We start from the raw sequence: 274 nt of genomic DNA on the forward strand, positions 1-274 counted from the left end.
TGCTCTGCCGCTCTTTGGTGAACATCGGCAATTGTCGTCAGCGGTAATGGCGCGCTTTCATTTGTTGCAGCGCATGCAGATCGATGCAGAGATTGTGGATAGTGCGTGCGCTTTGCTGGCCAATAAGGGCTTGTTGCTGTCGATGTCTCATGATGAATCGCTGTTCCCCGGCATTGGCGGCTATGCAATCCCCCTTTATCGTATCGATGTGACAGCGATTACGCGGTTGGCGCGCCACGACTTCGCGGATTTGCAAATGCACCATGCGCTAGAG

General features: G+C 54.0%; 1 protein-coding gene. It reads left to right on the forward strand.

The features are described 5' to 3' along the window. The coding region (locus Q5762_RS38305) for a hypothetical protein (RefSeq protein WP_315896932.1) at nucleotides 1-274 on the forward strand (274 nt) is incomplete at both ends.

It is taken from the genome of Streptomyces sp. P9(2023), from assembly GCF_032436795.1.
Taxonomy (GTDB): domain Bacteria; phylum Actinomycetota; class Actinomycetes; order Streptomycetales; family Streptomycetaceae; genus Streptomyces.